The organism is Streptomyces sp. NPDC000075 (assembly GCF_040301925.1).
Lineage (GTDB): Bacteria > Actinomycetota > Actinomycetes > Streptomycetales > Streptomycetaceae > Streptomyces > Streptomyces polychromogenes.
This window is the reverse complement of record NZ_JBEPFL010000034.1, coordinates 61,819-77,218: the sequence shown is the minus strand read 5'-3', so window position 1 is coordinate 77,218 and position 15,400 is coordinate 61,819. Positions and strand designations below refer to the sequence as shown.

Below are 15,400 nucleotides of genomic sequence, written 5' to 3'. Positions count from 1 at the left end.
TGAGTGAACACGACATCGCTCCCCGCACGGCCGCGGCGCGAGGCGGTACGGTGGGGCGTGAAGGTTACGGCTACACGGTCAGAGGAGGGAGCCACCGATGATTCTGCTCCGTCGCCTGCTGGGTGACGTGCTGCGTCGGCAGCGCCAGCGCCAGGGCCGTACTCTGCGCGAAGTCTCCTCGTCCGCCCGAGTTTCGCTCGGCTATCTCTCCGAGGTGGAGCGGGGGCAGAAGGAGGCATCCTCCGAGCTGCTCTCCGCGATCTGCGACGCGCTGGACGTACGGATGTCCGAGCTGATGCGCGAAGTCAGTGACGAGCTGTCGCTGGCCGAGCTCGCGCAGTCGGCAGCCGCGAGCGAACCGGTGCCGGCACCGGTGCGCCCGATGCTCAATTCGGTCTCCGTGGCCTCGGTCACGGGACCCGAACGGGTGACCATCAAGGCGCCCGTGGAAGCGGTGAACGTCGTAGCCGCTTGAGCACCGCGAGCTGGACACGTGGGTGTGGCGGGAGCCCCGGGTGGTGCGTGACGCACCGGCCGGGGCTCCTTGCCGTTTCCGGGCCCCTCGTGCGGCCGTGCGCCCGTCGTTCTGGGTGCGGGGACGGGGGGTGTGGGGGAGGATGAGCGCGACCGGTACCCGGCCCTCTGGGAGGCGGCCGTGCGGCTGTTACCGCGCATACCTGTGGCTCTGCCCGTCGTACTGGCCCTGCCCCTCGTGCTCGCCCTGGGCGCGCTGTGGTGGTGGGCCGTGGTGAGGCTGGCGGTGGTGCCGGCCGACGCGGGGCCCGTGGAGGGCGCGATAGCCATGGGCGGCTGGGGGCTGGGACTGCTGCCCGTGCACTGTGTACCCGGCCCCGTGCGCCGGGCCCGGGGCGGGGAAGGCGGGGACCCTCCGCGGGAGGACCGGGAGGGAGGCGGGGATCACCAGGGCATCGACACCCCTCCGTTCGGCCGAAGGATCTGGCCCGTCATGAAGGACGAGGCGTCCGAGGCCAGGTAGAGCACCGCGTGGGCGATGTCCTCGGGCTCGCCGACCCGGCGCAGCGGGGACATCCGGACCATGGCGGCCTCGGTCTGCTCCTGGGCCTCGGGGCTGTGGCGGGCGGTCATGGGGGTGCGGATCCACCCCGGGGCGACGGCGTTGACGCGGATGCCGTACGGGCCGCTCTCGGTGGCGAGGGTCTTGGTCAGCTGTACCACGGCGGCCTTGGCGGCGCTGTAGCAGAGCAGGCCGGGCTGGGCGGCGTCCACGGCGCCGGAGGCCATCGTGACGACCGAGCCGGGGCGACCGGCGGCGATCATGGCGCGGACGGCCTCCTGGCAGGTGCGCAGGACCCCCTTGAAATTGACGTCCAGGACCCGGTCGAGGTCCTCGTCCGTGGTGTCCAGGACGCTGCTGGTGTGCATGACCCCCGCGATGGCGGCGGCGACGTCCAGCGGCCCGGCGGCGGCCACGGCGGCCCTCAGGGCGGCGCGGTCGGTGACGTCGAGGGCGTGGGCGGTGGCGGTCCCGCCGGCCTTGGCGATCAGGTCGGTGGTCTCGGTGAGGCCGCGCTCGTCGCGGTCGGCGCAGTGCACGGCCGCACCGGCCGCGGCGAGCAGAAGCGCGGTGGCCCGGCCTATGCCGGCGGCGGCCCCGGTGACGAGCGCGGTGCGGCCGGTGAGGTCGTACGCGGTGATGGGTGTGGGCATGCCAGGACGGTACGAGCGGATCTGACGACCCGTCAATCAGTCGGAGTCTCCGGGCCGGGGCCGGACTGGCAGCGGGGGCACCAGTAGGTGGGGCGGCCGTCCTGCGGGGCCTGGCGCACGGGGGTGCCGCAGCGCAGGCAGGGGCGGCGGGCGCGGCCGTAGACGAACAGCTCCCGGCCGGGGCGGCGGCTGCCGGTGGTGTTGCGGGGCCCGCCGTGGCCGGTGTTCGCGGCGAGCAGGCGCTGGGCGGCGGAGGCGATGCGGACGGCGGTGACCTCCGGGTCGGGCAGTTCGCCGACGGGGGTCCAGGGGGTGGCGGAGGCCAGGAAGCAGAGCTCCGACTTGTAGATGTTGCCGATGCCCGCGAGGTTGCGCTGGTCGAGCAGGGCCTCGCCGAGGGGGCGGGCGGGGGCGGCGAGGAGGTTGGCGGCGGCCCGGTCCGGGTCCCAGTCGGGCCCGAGGAGGTCGGGGCCGAGATGGCCCACGGCCAGGGGCTCGTCGGCGGTGCGCAGCAGTTCGAGGACGGGGAGGCGGTAGCCGACGGCGGTGGCGTCCGCCGCGGCCAGCACGGCCCGGATCTCGAAGGAGGGGCCGCCGCGCCATTTCTCGGCGGGGGCGAAGACGTACCAGGCGCCGTCCATGCCGAGGTGGCTGTGGAGGGTGAGGCCGCCGTCGAGGCGGGCCAGGAGGTGCTTGCCGCGCGGGGTGACGTCCAGGACGGTGCGGCCGGTGAGGTCGGCGGTGGCGAAGCGGGGGACGCGCAGGTCCGCGTGGGTCAGGGCCTTGCCCGCGAGGGCGGCGTGCAGACGGGCCGCGACGCGGTGGACGCTGTCTCCTTCGGGCATGGGGCCATTGTGGCGCCGCCGGGGCGGGGGAACGGGGAACCCCCCGGGCGGGGTGACCGCCGCGGGGGGTTCGCGGATCAGGAGGTACGGGGCCCGCAGGCCGCCGGTTACTTCCAGGTGAGGCCCTTCTGGGGCGGGGAGGCGAGGTTGTTGTACGGGTCGCCCCAGTACTCGGCGCCGGTGACCTTCGTGCCGGTCGGCGCGAGGGCGATGGCGCAGGAGTTCTGGGTCTGGCCGTTGGTGAAGCCCTTCGGCAGCGAGTCGCTCGGGCACTTCTCGAACTTGCCGATGGTCAGGACGGTGTCGGCCTCGCTGCCGCCGTCCAGCAGGCCCTTCATGTGGCCGACGGAGGAGAACGACAGGTCCGTGTTGCCGGTGTTCTTGATGGTGTAGCGGATGTAGAAGGGGGACTTGCCCTTCGCCTTGTCGCCGAGGTTCAGTGCCGCCAGGTCGGCCGGGGTGCCCGCGTCGATGCCGGTGACGGTGAGGGCGATCTGGCCGCCCTTGTTGCTGCCGTAGCTGAACGGGACGGTCGCGGTCTGGCCGATCTTGAAGGCCTGGCCGGACTTGGCCACCGCGCCGCCGCCGGCGGGGGCGCCGGAGGCGCCGTCGTAGCCGTCCGCGGCCGGGGAGCTCGGGGCTCCGGCCGGCGGGGTGGCGTAGCCGCCGGACTGGGACGGCTGGGCGGCCGGGGCGGACGGAGTCGCCGGGAGGGCCTCCTCGTTGCCGTCCTTGCAGCCCGTCAGGACCAGGCTCGAGGCGACGGCGAGGCCGGCCGCTACCAGGGTGGTCTTGCGCATGCTGATGCTGCTCACTTCTCTTCTCCCCCATGACTGTGCACCGCCAATGCAGTGCCTGTGATCACCTTTGATAAGGCATGGATAAGCGCCAGTGCCAGTCCAGGAGCGGCTGGCAGCGGTTTCGTGACATGGCCAAGACATACGTGGCTGAGTCGAGACCGGAGCGAGTTCAAGCCGTTTCCCCCGGCGCGGGACGGCTAGTTGCGCATCCGCAGTCCCCTCGGAGTGGCGTGGAACCCGGCCGTCTCCAGGGACGGGCCGAGGGGGGAGGTCAGGGCGGCCGCCGCGTTGACGCGCTCCACCGTCAGGTCCGGGAGGGTGCCCGCGCGGGAGGCCGCCGCCAGGGCCGCCGTGGCCGCCGTGAGGCGGGGGTCGCCCGGGCCCGGCCAGGCCAGCATGGTCTTCCCGCCGCGCTCCAGGTAGAGGACGAGCTCGCCGTCGACCAGCACCACCAGGGAGCCCGCCTTGCGGCCCGGCTTGTGGGAGGCGCCGGCCGGGGGCTCCGGCCAGGGCAGGGCCGCCCCGTACGCGTTCGCCGGATCGGCGGCGGCCAGGACCACCGCCGCCAGCGGGGGCGGGTTCTTTTCCGCCGCGCGCAGCCGGTCCACCGCGCCGTCCATTGCGAACTGGGCCGCGCCCAGCCCCTCCACCACATAACCCCGGCGGGCCTGGCCGCTGTCCTCGAACGCCGACAGGACCCGGTACACCGCGCTGAAGCCGCCCTCGACGCCCTCCGCCGCCACCGCCCCGCGCGTGACCACCCCGTGCCGGTCGAGGAGGGTGCGGGCCAGCGCGTGGGCGCGCTGGGTGGGCTCCGGGGCCGGCGCCGGCAACAGCGACCAGCGGCCCGAGACCGTGGGCGGCCCCGTACGGGAGACGGTCGCGCTCAGGCTGCCGTACCGGCCGCGCGGCACCGTACGGCGGGCCCGGTGGGCGGTGGCGCCCGCCGTACGGCCCGAGCCCAGCAGGGAGCGCAGCGGGGCCAGGGTGTCGTTGGTCAGGCGGCCCGACCAGGCCAGGTCCCACAGGGCCGAGGACAGCTCCAGGTCCGTGGCCTCGGGATGGCGGGCCCGCACGGACTCCGTGAGCTGGCGGAAGAACAGGCCGTACCCGCCCGAGAGGGCGTCCAGCACCGCCTGGTGCAGGGGACCCGGCTCCAGCGGGTGCGGTTCCGGGAGGAGCAGCGGGGCCGCGTCCGCCAGGTAGAGGGAGATCCAGCCGTCCTTGCCCGGCAGGGCCCCCGCCCCGGCCCACACCACCTCGCCGGTGGTGGTCAGTTCGTCCAGCAGGGCCGGGGTGTACCCGGCGACCCGTGAGGGCAGGACCAGCCGCTCCAGCGCCGACGCCGGCACGGGCGCGCCCTGGAGCTGCTCCACCGCGCGCGCCAGGCCGTCGATCCCGCGCAGCCCGCCGCCCAGATGCTGCCACTGCGGCAGGAAGGTGGCCAGCGACGCCGGCGGGACCGGCTCCAGCTCCTGCCGGAGCGCCGCCAGCGAACGCCGCCGCAGCCGCCGCAGCACCGCCGCGTCGCACCACTCCTGGCCGATGCCCGCCGGATGGAACTCGCCCTGCACCACCCGGCCCGCCGCCGAGAGCCGCCGCAGGGCGCCCTCGGTCACCGCCGCGCCCAGGCCGAAGCGGGCGGCGACGGCGGCCGTGGTGAACGGGCCGTGCGTCCGGGCGTAGCGGGCCAGCAGATCGCCGAGGGGATCCTTGACCGGCTCCGTGAACGCCTCCGGGACCCCCACCGGCAGGGCCGTGCCCAGGGCGTCCCGCAGCCGGCCCGCGTCCTCGATCGCCGCCCAGTGCTCCGCCCCCGCGATCCGCACCCGGATCGCCCGGCGGGCGGCCTCCAGGGACGGGGCCCAGCCCGGTTCCGCGCCCCGCTCCGCCAGCTCGGCGTCCGTCAACGGGCCCAGCAGCCGCAGTAGATCGGCCACCGACTCGGCGTCCTTCGCCCGCCGGTCCTCCGTCAGCCACAGGAGCTCCCGCTCCAGTTCCTCCAGCACCTCGGCGTCGAGGAGCTCGCGCAGCTCGGCCTGGCCCAGCAGCTCCGCCAGCAGCCGCGAGTCCAGCGACAGCGCGGCCGCCCGCCGCTCGGCCAGCGGCGAGTCCCCCTCGTAGAGGAACTGGGCCACGTACCCGAACAGCAGGGAACGGGCGAAGGGCGAGGGCTCGGGGGTGGTGACCTCGACCAGGCGGACCCGGCGCGCCTCGACGTCCCCCATCAGCTCGGTCAGGCCCGGCACGTCGAAGACGTCCTGGAGGCATTCGCGCACGGCTTCCAGCACGATCGGGAAGGAACCGAACTCGGAGGCCACCTGGAGCAGTTGCGAGGCCCGCTGGCGCTGCTGCCACAGCGGGGTGCGCTTGCCGGGGCTGCGGCGCGGCAGCAGCAGGGCGCGCGCCGCGCACTCGCGGAACCGGGAGGCGAACAGGGCCGAGCCGCCCACCTGGTCGGTGACGATCCCGGCCACCTCCCCCTGGTCGAAGGCGACGTCGGCCGCGCCCAGCGGGGCCTGCTCGTCGTCGAACTCGAACGGGGCCGGCCGGGCCGGATCGTGGTCGAGGAGGTCCAGGTCCATGGAGAGCAGGTCGGCGTCCGGCAGGCGCAGGACGATCCCGTCGTCGGCGTGCATCACCTGGGCGTCCATGCCGTACTTCTCGGCGAGCCGGGCGCCCAGCGCCAGCGCCCACGGGGCGTGCACCTGGGCCCCGAACGGGGAGTGCACCACCACCCGCCAGTCACCCAGTTCGTCGCGGAACCGCTCCACCACGATGGTCCGGTCGTCCGGCACGTGCCCGCAGGCCTCCCGCTGCTCCGCGAGGTACGCCAGGACGTTGCCCGCGGCCCAGGCGTCCAGCCCCGCCGCCAGCAGCCGCAGCCGGGCGTCCTCCTCCGTGAGGGCGCCGAGCTCCCGCAGGAACGCGCCGACCGCGCGGCCCAGTTCCAGCGGGCGGCCCAGCTGGTCGCCCTTCCAGAACGGCAGCCGGCCGGGCACTCCGGGCGCCGGGGTGACCAGGACCCGGTCACGGGTGATGTCCTCGATCCGCCAGGAGGTCGTGCCCAGGGTGAACACGTCACCCACGCGGGACTCGTAGACCATCTCCTCGTCGAGCTCGCCGACCCGGCCGCCGCCCTTCTTCGGGTCGGCGCCCGCCAGGAAGACACCGAAGAGGCCGCGGTCGGGGATGGTGCCGCCGGAGGTCACCGCCAGGCGCTGCGCGCCCGGCCGCCCGGTGACCGTCCCCGCGACCCGGTCCCACACCACCCGTGGCCTCAGCTCGGCGAACGCGTCCGACGGGTAGCGGCCCGCCAGCATGTCCAGCACCGAGGTGAACGCCGACTCCGGCAGCGCCGCGAAGGGCGCCGCCCGCCGCACCAGGGCCAGCAGGTCGTCCAGCTGCCAGGTGTCCATCGCGGTCATCGCGACCAGCTGCTGGGCCAGCACGTCCAGCGGGTTGGAGGGGATCCGCAGGGACTCGATCGCCCCCGTGCGCATCCGCTCGGTCACCACCGCTGCCTGGACCAGGTCCCCCCGGTACTTGGGGAAGACCACCCCCGTCGACACCGCCCCCACCTGGTGCCCCGCCCGGCCCACGCGCTGGAGCCCCGAAGCCACCGACGGCGGCGACTCCACCTGCACCACCAGGTCCACGGCGCCCATGTCGATGCCCAGCTCCAGGCTGGAGGTCGCCACCACGGCGGGCAGCCGGCCGGCCTTGAGGTCCTCCTCGACCAGCGCCCGCTGCTCCTTGGACACCGAGCCGTGGTGGGCGCGGGCCAGCAGGGGCGGGGCGCCCTGCGCGGCGCCCGACTGGGCCATGATCTCCGCCGGGGGCGGCGCGCCCTCGCCGAGCTGCTCGCCGGTCGCGCGCTCGTAGGCGATCTCGTTGAGCCGGTTGCACAACCGCTCCGCGAGACGACGGGAGTTGGCGAACACGATCGTGGACCGGTGGGCCTGCACCAGGTCCGCGATCCGCTCCTCCACATGCGGCCAGATCGACGGCTTGTCCCCGCCCTCCCGGCCCTCCGTGGCGGGCGAGCCGCCCAGCTCGCCCATGTCCTCCACCGGGACCACCACGGACAGGTCGAACTCCTTGGCCGACGGCGGCTGCACGATCTCCACCCGGCCGCGCGGGGCGAGGTAGCGGGCCACCTCCTCCACCGGCCGGACCGTGGCCGACAGCCCGATCCGGCGGGCCGGACGCGGCAGCAGTTCGTCCAGCCGCTCCAGGGACAGGGCCAGATGGGCGCCGCGCTTGGTCCCCGCGACCGCGTGCACCTCGTCCAGGATCACCGTCTCGACCCCCGACAGGGCATCACGGGCCGCCGAGGTCAGCATCAGGAACAGCGACTCCGGAGTGGTGATCAGGATGTCCGGCGGCCGCAGCGCCAGCGCCCGGCGCTCGGCGGCCGGGGTGTCCCCCGAGCGGATCCCCACCCGGACCTCCGGCTCGGGCAGACCCAGCCGGGCCGACTCCTGCCGGATCCCGGTCAGCGGGCTGCGCAGATTGCGCTCCACGTCCACCGCGAGCGCCTTCAGCGGCGACACGTACAGCACCCGGCAGCGCTTCTTCGGCTCCGCCGGCGGCGGCTGCGAAGCCAGCCGGTCCAGGGCGGCGAGGAAGGCGGCCAGCGTCTTGCCGGAACCGGTCGGCGCCACCACCAGGACGTCCGACCCCGCCCCGATGGCCCGCCAGGCGCCCTCCTGCGCGGAGGTGGGCGTACGGAAGGCCCCCGTGAACCACGAGCGGGTCGCGGGGGAGAACGAGTCGAGCGCAGCGCCTGCCATGCCCCCATCGTGCACCCCGCCACTGACAACCGTCCGGACCTGCGCGAACGCACGGCGGCACGGGGGCGCAGAATGAGGGGATGGGGAAGGACGAGGCGGGCCGCGAGTGGGCCAGGCACTGGCGCTACCCGCAACTGCCCGGGCTGGACCTGCTGCGCGCCCACTACGTCCGCCACACCTTCCCGCGCCACGCGCACGACGGGTACGTCATCGCGGCCGTCACCGGCGGCGTCGAGGAGATCGGCATGCCCGGCGGCACCCTGCGGGCCGGGCCGGGCAGCGTGGTGCTGATCAACCCCGAGGTGCCGCACACCGCACGCGCCGGGGAGCCCGAGGGCTGGGCGTACTCCACGCTCTACCCCTCCCGGGAGCTGATCACCGACGTCGCCGCCGAACTCGGCACCCCGCGCGGCACCCCCGGCTTCACCGCCGAGATGGTGCTCGACGCACAGGGCGCGAAGCTGATCACCGAGGTGCACCGGGCCGCCGAGGCGGGGAACGCGCTGGCCGCCGACACCCTGCTGCGGTCCGTCGTGGCCCGGATGCTCAGCCGGCACGCCGCGCCGCTGCCCGCCCGTACGGTGCCCGGCGCGGGCGGCTCCGACGCGGAGCGGGCGCGGGCCGTCCTGGAGGAGCGGATGGCGCGGCCGCCGTCACTGGAGCGGCTCGCGGCGGAGCTGGGGACGAGCCCCTTCGCGCTGCTGCGGGCCTTCCGGGAGCGGTACGGGATGCCGCCGCACACGTGGCTGACGGACGCGCGGGTCCGCCGGGCGCGCAGGCTCCTCGAGGCGGGGGGTGCGCCGGCGGAGGTGGCGGTCGCCGTCGGCTTCACCGACCAGCCGCACCTGAACCGGCACTTCACCCGCATCGTCGGCGTCCCCCCGGGCGCCTACCGCCGGGCGCGCGCCGGGTAGCCCCCGCGCGGCGCCCCGGACGTGCAAGAACGTACAAGACCGGGGCCGGGCCGCACCCCTACCTTCGCGGGGTGGGAACAGAACGAGTGGTCATACGAGAGACCCCCGGCGGGACGGAAGGGCGGCCGCGGAGCGCCGTCGTGCGGGACGCCCTCGGCGTCGGGGTGGCCGTCGGGCTGTCCGGGTTCGCCTTCGGGGTGACGGCCGCGGGGGCCGGGATCAGCGTGCTCCAGGCCTGCGTGCTGAGCCTGCTGGTGTTCACCGGCGCCTCCCAGTTCGCCCTGGTCGGGGCGCTGGCCGCGGGCGGGAACCCCTTCACCGCCGCCGCCGGGGCCTTCTTCCTCGGCACCCGGAACGCCTTCTACGGGCTGCGCCTCTCCCAGCTGCTGGCCCTGCCCCGGCCCGTCCGGCCGCTCGCCGCGCACTGGGTCATCGACGAGACCACCGCCGTGGCCCTGGCCCAGCCCGACCGCAGGTCGGCCCGGCTCGGCTTCACCGTCACCGGGCTCAGCCTGTACGTGCTGTGGAACCTCACCACCCTGCTCGGCGCGCTCGGCGCCGAGGCCATCGGGGACACCGCCGCCTGGGGGCTGGACGCCGCCGGACCCGCCGTGTTCCTCGCCCTGCTCGCACCCATGCTGAAGAGCACCACCGAACGCGCCGTCGCCGGGCTCGCGCTCGTCCTCGGGCTGGGCTTCCTGCCCGTGCTGCCCGCCGGGGTGCCCGTACTGATCGCCGCGCTGGCCGCGCCCGCCGTGCTGTGGCTGAAGGGACGCACCTCGTGAACGTCTGGATCGCCATCGGGCTGACCGTCGCCGGATGCTACGCCGTCAAGCTCGCCGGACTGCTCGTCCCCGCCGGCGCCCTGGAACGGCCGGCGGTGCGCAGGCTCTCCGCCCTGCTGCCGGTCGCGCTGCTCGCCGCGCTCACCGCCCAGCAGACCTTCAGCACCGGCCACGCACTGGTCCTCGACGCCCGCGCCGCCGGGCTGGCGGCCGCCGCCGCGGCCCTGCTGCTGCGCGCCCCGTTCCTGGTGGTCGTCGCGGCGGCGGTGGTGGTCACCGCCGGGGTACGGGCGCTGGGCGGCTGAGCTACGCCGCTGTCCGCCCGTACGCCCTCAGGGTCAGCAGGGCCTCGACGGTGGCGATCGGCCGCCGCTCCAGGGTGCTGCCCGGGGCCCAGGCCCGGCGGCGCACCGGCCAGCCGCCGTCCGGCTGCTGCTCCGCCGCGAGGAAGTCCAGCGCGCGGCGCATCTCCTCGTCGGTGAACCAGCTCCGGGCCAGCGACTCCGGCCGCCGCGCGTAGTCGTACGGGAACAGCCGCTCGCCCGGGGCGTAGCCGGGGGAGAGCGGGTACTCCTCGCCGCGGTCCGGGTCGAGCACCGCCAGGCGCCGCTCGCGCACCAGCCGGCCCAGCCGGTCCGCGGCCGCCGCCGCGCGGGCCCGGTCGGGGACGCCGTCGAGGAAGGCCACCGCGCCCTGGACCTCGTAGGGATGCGCCTGGCGCATGCTCTCCACCCGGTCCCAGCAGAACTCCGTGGCGCGGAAGAGCCAGGCGTCCCAGATCCGGTTGCGGTGCAGCACCCCCACGACGGGGCCGGTGGTCACCAGCTCGCCCGGCGGGTCGTCGCAGACCGGGTACCAGGGCGCGGACGGATGGCCGTGCGGGGCCGCGACCATCAGCGGGAGCGCGCCCTCGGGCGTGGAGATCCGGGTCAGGTGCCGGCAGAGCCGCTCGATGCGCTGCCCGGCGCAGCGGCCGAGGCCGTCGAGGATCCGCAGGGCGTGCGCGGTGTGCAGGGGCTGGCTGAGCGGGCCGCGCAGATCGGGGTCGAGGGCGTGGCCGTAGCCGCCGTCGGCGCCCAGGTAGGAACCGAGGGCGGTGTCGACGGCGTCGGCCTCCCCGCCGAGGAAGTGGTACGCGAACCGGCGCTGCTCCAGCACCCGGGCGGTGAGCCAGATGAACCGCTCGGCGCGGGCCAGCGGGGCCGGTGCGGCCGGGGAAGCTTCGTCTCCAGGCATGCGAGCCACCGTAGGGCGCGGGACTGGGGGCGCAGGGCGGCAACGGCCGGGGTGCACTCTCCGGAGCGGGATACTGGGGGCATGCGGTTGACGATTTTCTGGGAGCGGATGGCGGAGCACTTCGGCGCGTCCTACGCCGAGTCCTTCGCGCGGGACCACGTCATGTCCGAGCTGGGCGGGCGTACGGTCCACCAGGCGCTGGAGGCGGGCTGGGAGACCAAGGACGTGTGGCGCGCGGTGTGCGCGGCCATGGACGTGCCCGCCTCGCTGCGCTGACCCCGGGCCCCCGGCGGGCGCGGGGGCCGGGCGGCTTCGTGGTCCGGGCGGCGGGTGGGACAGACTGGGCGGCGTGGCAGCGACAGACGAGACGACCGAACGACCCGGGGGCCCGCAGGACGCTCCGGGCCCCGTACCCGCCGGCACCGCCCCCACGGGGGGCCCGCCGCCGGCGGCCGCGGCCGGGGCGGAGGCGCGGATGCCGCGCTGGCTGCCCCGCGCGGTGATCCTCGTACTGGCGCTCGTCGCCTGTTTCCAGCTCGGCAGCTGGGCCTTCCACCAGCTGATCGGGCTGCTCGTCAACGTCCTGATCGCGTTCTTCCTGGCGCTGGCGATCGAACCCGCCGTGGCCAGGATGGCGGCCCGGGGCATGCGTCGCGGGCTCGCCACCTTCCTGGTGTTCCTGGGCGTGTTCGTCGCGGCCGCCGGGTTCCTCGCGCTGCTCGGCTCGATGCTCGCCGGGCAGATCGTCGACATGGTGGAGGGCTTCCCCCACTACCTCGACATGGTGATCGACTGGATCAACCGCACCCTGCACACCGAACTGTCCCGGCTGGAGATCCAGGACAGCCTGGTGCACTCCGACTGGCTCCAGAAGTACGTGCAGAACAGCGCCAGCGGGGTGCTCGACGTCTCGACCACCGTGCTCGGCGGGCTCTTCCGGCTGCTGACGGTCGGCCTGTTCTCCTTCTACTTCGCCGCCGACGGGCCCCGGCTGCGGCGCGCGCTGTGTTCCGTACTGCCGCCCGCGAAGCAGTCGGAGGTGCTGCGGGCCTGGGAGATCGCCGTCGCGAAGACCGGCGGGTACCTGTACTCGCGCGGGCTGATGGCCCTGGTCTCCGGTATCGCGCACTACGTGCTCTTCGCGGTCCTCGGGGTGTCGTACGCGCCCGCGCTCGCGGTGTGGGTGGGGCTGGTCTCCCAGTTCATCCCCACCATCGGCACCTACCTGGCGGGCGCGCTGCCGACGCTGATCGCCTTCACCGCCGATCCCTGGTACGCGGTGTACGTCCTGGGGTTCGTGGTGGTCTACCAGCAGTTCGAGAACTACGTCCTCCAGCCGAAGCTCACCGCCAGGACGGTGGACATCCACCCGGCGGTGGCCTTCGGCTCCGTCATCGCCGGGACCGCCCTGCTGGGGGCGGTCGGGGCGCTCATCGCGATCCCGGCCGTGGCGACCCTGCAGGCCTTCCTCGGCGCTTATGTGAAGCGGTACGAGGTGGCGGGCGAGGCCGGCGGGGAGGACGCGGGCGGGTCCCGGTCCGGGTCCCGGTCCGGGTCCGGGACCGAATCCGGTCCCGGGTCCGGGGAGGCTACTGCTGCCCGTCCGCGCCGAGTACGGCTGCCAGGGCTTCGGTGACGGCCGCCTCGGCGGTGGCCTTGTCCAGGCCGAGTCCGCTGAGCGTGCCTTCGCCGTTCTCCAGCTCCAGCAGGGCGAGCAGGATGTGCTCGGTGCCCACGTAGCCGTGGCCCAGGCGCAGGGCCTCGCGGAAGGTGAGCTCCAGGGCCTTCTTGGCGTTCGCGTCGAAGGGGACGAGGGCGGGCATCTCCTCGGAGGCCGGGGGCAGGGTGGCCGTCGCGGCGGCGCGCACGGCGTCCGCCGAGACGCCCCGGGCGCCGAGGACGAGTCCGGCGAGGCCCTCCGGCTCGGCCAGCAGGCCCAGTACCAGGTGCTCGGTGCGGATCTCGGCGTTGTTCGCGGCGCGGGCCTCGTTCTGCGCGGCGATGACGACGTTGCGGGCGCGGGGGGTGAACCGGGCGAAGCCCGCCTCGGGGTCGAGCCCGGGGTCGCCCTCCTTGTCGGCCTTGGGGACGAAGCGCTTCTGCGCGGCCTGGCGGGTGACGCCCATGCTGCGGCCGATGTCGGTCCAGGAGGCGCCGGAGCGGCGGGCCTGGTCGACGAAGTGACCGATGAGGTGGTCGGCCACGTCACCGAGGTGCTCGGCCGCGACGACGGCGCCGCTGAGCTGCTCCAGGGTGTCGGCGTGGGAGTTCTTGATGGCCTCGATCAGATCGTCGAGGCGGACCGGGTTGGTGATGCGGACGGGTTCCACGGAAGGGTTCGTCATAGGTGCAACCGTAGGTTGACACCTGAGCGGTGTCAACCCTGGGTTGTCACTCTGGTCGCGGAGGGGGCTGGGGACGCGCCCCCTCCGCGCCGGGGCGGGGTGCGGCCGTCAGGCGGCCGGCTGGTTCTGGCCCGTCAGCAGGCCCAGCAGTTGGTCCATCTCGTTCCGCCAGATGCGGTGCACGTTCATGCGGGTCGGGGTCGCCTGGCCGGGGAGCTGCATGCGGAACGAGCTCCAGATGGCGTTGCGCTTGACCTCGGTGATCGTGCCGACGGCCTGGTGGGGCGGTATCGCGAAGACGATCTCCTGCGGGCGGTTGCTCATCCGGCTCGCCCGGTGGAGCACCACGGCCTGCTCGGTCACGGTGACGAAGTAGTAGCTGAGGAACGCCTGGCCGATGAGGCCGAGCATGCTCATCAGCCACACGCTCGGGCCGGCGATGGCCTGGATCGTGACGATGGGCCGGTCGGCGGGGTTGGCCTGGGCGAGGGCGTCTGCCACCTGCTGCTGGATCGTGGCCTTCTTGACGGCCATGGGTCCTCCTGAGCGGAATTTCACGGCCCCCGTCGTCGGGGGCACCGCAGAGTACCGGCCATACGGGGGTCGTTCCGCGCCAGCCCGGGGGTGTGGGTCATGCGCCCTGAATTGGGCTCCCGCGCCCGCCTCGCGGGGTGTTGGAAGGGTTGATTCCGTTTACTGCCGGGGACTTTCGGCCGCCCTGGATCCCAACTCCCCATGCCCTATTGTGCGTTGATCCCGCTGGACTAAGAATGCAGTGCACATGTCAACCGAAGGATCTTCGGTCGCATTCGTCACCAGAGGGGAACCCCCACATGAACAAGCCTCTCGCCGGCGCCGTGTTGTCCCTGCTCCTGACCGGAGCGGCGGCAACTCCGGCCGTGGCCCAGGCCCCCACGCCCCAGCAGGCCGCCGCGGTCACCTACGCGGGCACGGTCGCGCTCAGCAACTGCTCGGGCTCCGTCGTCCGCGCGCCCGGCTCGCAGCCGAACGACCCCGCGCTCGTCCTCTCCAACGGCCACTGCCTGGAGACCGGCTTCCCGGGGCCGGGCGAGGTCCTCGTCAACCGCACTTCCAGCCGCAGCTTCTCCCTGCTCAACGCCTCGGGCTCGAAGGTCGCGACCCTGCGCGCGAGCAAGATCGCGTACGGGACGATGACGGACACGGACGTCTCGCTCTACCAGCTGACCCAGACGTACGCGCAGATCCAGAGCAAGTACGGGATCGCCGCGCTCACCCTCGACGACGCCCACCCGGTGCAGGGCTCCTCCATCAAGGTGGTCTCCGGCTACTGGAAGCGGACGTACGGCTGCAGCGTCGACGGGTTCGCCTACCGCCTGAAGGAGGGGGAGTGGACCTGGAAGGACTCGGTCCGCTACACCTCCTCCTGCAACACCATCGGCGGCACCTCCGGCTCGCCGGTGATCGACACGACGACCGGCAAGGTGGTCGCCGTCAACAACACGGGCAACGAGGACGGCCAGCGCTGCACGGACAACAACCCGTGCGAGGTGGACCAGGCGGGCAACGTCACGGTCCGCCAGGGCATCAACTACGCCCAGCAGACCTACATCCTCGTCCCGTGCATCGGCGCCGGGAACCAGATCGACCTGAACCGCCCCGGCTGCACCCTGCCCAAGCCGTAACCTCCCGCCCCGGCGGATCCCCCGCGGCCCCGTCGCGCACCGGCCTCCCGGTGCGCGGCGGGGCCGCGGCGCGTTCCCGTCATCGCGCGGGCGGGACGGGGGCGGTGGCGACGGTCCGGAAAATGTGACGCGTGCCACAGTCCGGCGCCTGCCCGCCGTCGCCCTCGTTGGTCCCCGGGGAAGGCCTGGCCGGGGGTGGTGGGGGCCGTTCCGCCTTCGGTGCGAAGGGGTTGCGGGGTGCGGCGTGGTCGGCTTGACAGGGAAATCGAACATCCATTCTGATGAGTTATCCACAGCCGAACCGGGCGTGGAAGCGCATTGTCAGT

The 15,400-nt window shown here is 74.2% G+C and carries 14 protein-coding genes; 7 read left to right on the top strand and 7 right to left on the bottom strand.

Annotation, left to right across the window (positions count from 1 at the left end):
- The first annotated feature begins 97 nt into the window (after positions 1–97).
- Positions 98–475: a helix-turn-helix domain-containing protein gene (locus tag ABT403_RS30955; protein ID WP_281208997.1), complete on the top strand. Its 378-nt coding sequence runs from the start codon at positions 98–100 to the stop codon at positions 473–475.
- Positions 476–918: 443 nt separating this feature from the next.
- Here ABT403_RS30955 and ABT403_RS30945 read toward each other — a convergent pair whose 3' ends face one another.
- The 4 genes from ABT403_RS30945 to ABT403_RS30930 form a co-directional block, all read right to left on the bottom strand.
- Entirely contained in the window at positions 919–1,689 is a 771-nt protein-coding gene (locus ABT403_RS30945; RefSeq protein ID WP_344165950.1) for an SDR family NAD(P)-dependent oxidoreductase, read from the bottom strand.
- Positions 1,690–1,721: 32 nt separating this feature from the next.
- A complete protein-coding gene (locus ABT403_RS30940) occupies positions 1,722–2,534 on the bottom strand; it encodes an Fpg/Nei family DNA glycosylase (RefSeq protein ID WP_344165952.1) in 813 nt (270 codons plus the stop codon).
- A gap of 107 nt (positions 2,535–2,641) precedes the next feature.
- Positions 2,642–3,349, bottom strand: coding sequence for a hypothetical protein (locus ABT403_RS30935; RefSeq protein ID WP_344165954.1), 708 nt, complete (start codon positions 3,347–3,349; stop codon positions 2,642–2,644).
- Between the two features lie 182 nt (positions 3,350–3,531).
- Positions 3,532–8,130, bottom strand: coding sequence for an ATP-dependent helicase (locus ABT403_RS30930; RefSeq protein ID WP_344165956.1), 4,599 nt, complete (start codon positions 8,128–8,130; stop codon positions 3,532–3,534).
- 80 nt (positions 8,131–8,210) lie between these two features.
- On the opposite strand from ABT403_RS30930, the gene ABT403_RS30925 reads away from it, so the two are divergent.
- From ABT403_RS30925 to ABT403_RS30915, 3 genes are all read left to right on the top strand, one after another.
- A complete protein-coding gene (locus ABT403_RS30925) occupies positions 8,211–9,044 on the top strand; it encodes an AraC family transcriptional regulator (protein ID WP_344165958.1) in 834 nt (277 codons plus the stop codon).
- 86 nt (positions 9,045–9,130) lie between these two features.
- A complete protein-coding gene (locus tag ABT403_RS30920; protein WP_344166699.1) occupies positions 9,131–9,829 on the top strand; it encodes an AzlC family ABC transporter permease in 699 nt (232 codons plus the stop codon).
- Entirely contained in the window at positions 9,826–10,134 is a 309-nt protein-coding gene (locus ABT403_RS30915) for an AzlD domain-containing protein (protein ID WP_344165960.1), read from the top strand. Before ABT403_RS30920 ends, ABT403_RS30915 begins: the two co-directional genes overlap by 4 nt.
- Position 10,135: 1 nt before the next feature.
- Here ABT403_RS30915 and ABT403_RS30910 read toward each other — a convergent pair whose 3' ends face one another.
- Positions 10,136–11,065: a hypothetical protein gene (locus tag ABT403_RS30910; RefSeq protein ID WP_344165962.1), complete on the bottom strand. Its 930-nt coding sequence runs from the start codon at positions 11,063–11,065 to the stop codon at positions 10,136–10,138.
- Positions 11,066–11,146: 81 nt separating this feature from the next.
- Between ABT403_RS30910 and ABT403_RS30905 the strand changes: the two genes are divergently transcribed.
- On the top strand, positions 11,147–11,341 hold the full coding sequence (locus tag ABT403_RS30905; RefSeq protein WP_344165964.1) for a DUF3046 domain-containing protein: 195 nt from the start codon (positions 11,147–11,149) through the stop codon (positions 11,339–11,341).
- Between the two features lie 73 nt (positions 11,342–11,414).
- Positions 11,415–12,701: an AI-2E family transporter gene (locus ABT403_RS30900; protein ID WP_344165966.1), complete on the top strand. Its 1,287-nt coding sequence runs from the start codon at positions 11,415–11,417 to the stop codon at positions 12,699–12,701.
- Here ABT403_RS30900 and ABT403_RS30895 read toward each other — a convergent pair.
- Positions 12,655–13,410 (bottom strand): Clp protease N-terminal domain-containing protein, encoded by a 756-nt coding sequence (locus ABT403_RS30895; protein ID WP_344165968.1) that lies wholly within the window; start codon positions 13,408–13,410, stop codon positions 12,655–12,657. The two genes, ABT403_RS30900 and ABT403_RS30895, sit on opposite strands and share 47 nt — an antisense overlap.
- 108 nt (positions 13,411–13,518) lie before the next feature.
- Positions 13,519–13,944 carry a hypothetical protein gene (locus ABT403_RS30890; protein WP_344165970.1) on the bottom strand — a complete coding sequence of 142 codons (426 nt, stop codon included), beginning with the start codon at positions 13,942–13,944 and terminating at the stop codon, positions 13,519–13,521.
- Positions 13,945–14,243: 299 nt separating this feature from the next.
- On the opposite strand from ABT403_RS30890, the gene ABT403_RS30885 reads away from it, so the two are divergent.
- A complete protein-coding gene (locus tag ABT403_RS30885) occupies positions 14,244–15,074 on the top strand; it encodes a S1 family peptidase (protein ID WP_344165972.1) in 831 nt (276 codons plus the stop codon).
- Positions 15,075–15,400: the final 326 nt, after the last annotated feature.